The sequence below is a fragment of the Mesorhizobium sp. M7A.F.Ca.CA.004.12.1.1 genome (assembly GCF_003997835.1).
Classification (GTDB): Bacteria; Pseudomonadota; Alphaproteobacteria; order Rhizobiales; family Rhizobiaceae; genus Mesorhizobium.
Window position 1 is genome coordinate 1 of sequence record NZ_RZRK01001074.1, and the last position, 1653, is coordinate 1653.

General features: G+C 63.4%; 3 protein-coding genes. 1 reads left to right on the forward strand and 2 read right to left on the reverse strand.

Annotated elements, in window-relative coordinates; translation table 11 throughout:
* Positions 1–120: DUF982 domain-containing protein (locus EN984_RS33710; RefSeq protein ID WP_127384311.1), on the forward strand; the 120-nt coding region annotated here is incomplete at its 5' end.
* 66 nt (positions 121–186) lie between these two features.
* Here EN984_RS33710 and EN984_RS33715 read toward each other — a convergent pair.
* Both EN984_RS33715 and EN984_RS33720 read right to left on the reverse strand, forming a co-directional pair.
* Positions 187–339: a hypothetical protein gene (locus tag EN984_RS33715; protein ID WP_013532262.1), complete on the reverse strand. Its 153-nt coding sequence runs from the start codon at positions 337–339 to the stop codon at positions 187–189.
* A 176-nt stretch (positions 340–515) separates the two neighbouring features.
* A complete protein-coding gene (locus EN984_RS33720) occupies positions 516–1559 on the reverse strand; it encodes an aldo/keto reductase (protein WP_127272787.1) in 1044 nt (347 codons plus the stop codon).
* Between the last annotated feature and the right edge of the window lie 94 nt (positions 1560–1653).

The window sequence follows — 1653 nt, forward strand, 5'->3', positions numbered from 1 at the left end:
GCCCTGCAGGCCTGCCATGACGCACTCGCCGGCGACAAGCCGGCGATGAACGCCAGGCGTGCCTTCATCGCGGCAGCACGCGAAGTGGACGTGTTCGTCAGCGACAAGGCGCCCGCCTGACACAAGCCGACATTTGGGGCGGCAATCTGGATTGAGGCACGGCCCGCATCTGCGGGCCGTTTGCCGTCACTTTGCCGTTTCGGTTTCGGCTTCAGTCTCGTCTTCGGGCTTCGAACGTTCCCTCGCTGCAACCTTTGCTGCCAGCTTCTCGGCCTTCTTGGCCGCCTTCTGGCGGTCGCGTTCCTTGCGTTCCTGATCGTAGTTTGGTGGTCGCGCCATATTGGCTCCTTTTCACTGCCTCGCGGCTCTGGTCCTGCCTAGGAGCATTAGCCGTCAAACACAACAGCTGAAGCGATAGTGCGTCGATGATGGCCAGGCTTGCAAGATGCGCGTCGCAATGAAGGGGCCAGGTCCATCATTGCGGCGGCCAATACCTATCGCCATCGATTTGCCGATCAGATGCCGCTTCGGTCAATCACCAGATCTGCAGCACCAAAACGGTCCTTTGCCGTCAGCTGCTGGTGCCAGTAGGGATAGAGCAAGGGCGGCCGGCTGACCGCATCGAGGCGCTCGCGCTCCTCGCCGGAAAGCACCAGGCTTGCCGCCGCGATGTTGTCCCGGAACTGCGTTTCCGTCCTGCCGCCGATCACCAGCGAACTGACGGCCGGCCGGCCAAGCAGCCAGGCCAGCGCCACCTGCGCTGCCGACACGCCGCGCTGCGCGCCGATCTCGACAAGCACGTCGACGATCCGCCACAGCCGGTCCTCGTCGCGGATCGGCGGTTCGGACCAGCCCGCGAGTTGGCGGGCGGTGGGGCTGTCGCGGCGGTATTTGCCGGACAGCAATCCGCCGGCAAGCGGGCTCCAGACCAGGACGCCTAACCCCTGGTCGACGGAAATCGGCAGCAACTCGTACTCCGCCTCGCGCGCTTCCAGCGTGTAATGGATCTGCTGCGTGACGAAGCGCGGCTGGTGGCGGCTGTCGCTGATGCCGAGCGCCTTCATCACCTGCCAGCCGGAATAGTTGGAGCAGCCGACATAGCGGATCTTGCCCTGGGCAACCAGCGTGTCGAGCGCGCCGATGGTTTCCTCCAGCGGTGTCACGCCATCCCATTCGTGCAGGAAATAGATGTCGATGACGTCTGTCCTGAGCCGCTTCAGGCTCTTCTCGCATTCGCGGATCAGGTGATGGCGCGACAAGCCTTCATCGTTTGGGCCTTTGCCGATCCGCATCCGTGCCTTGGAGGCGATCAGCACGTCGCCCTTGCGCTTGCCGCCGAGCGCTTCGCCGATGATTTCTTCGGAAATGCCATTCGAATAGACGTTGGCGGTGTCGATGACATTGATGCCGGCGTCGATGCAGAGATCGATCATCCGGCGCGCCTCGTCGAGATCGGTCTTGCCGACCGCCGAAAATGCGCCGGCGCCGCCGAACGTCATGGTCCCCATGGTCAGCGTCGAAACTTTCAGGCCGGAACGGCCGAGGGTGCGGTATTCCATGTCGATCCTCGCGATTGCGTTGGGGAAGGGGCTGGGGAGGGCGCCCGAATGTGGCCGCTATTTGTAGGACAATTTGCGCGACTTGTCGCCATGC

Bases quoted from the DNA above. Each gene is read 5' to 3' on its own strand.
- EN984_RS33715 (WP_013532262.1), bottom strand. From the start codon at position 339: ATGGCGCGACCACCAAACTACGATCAGGAACGCAAGGAACGCGACCGC.
- EN984_RS33720 (WP_127272787.1), bottom strand. From the start codon at position 1,559: ATGGAATACCGCACCCTCGGCCGTTCCGGCCTGAAAGTTTCGACGCTG.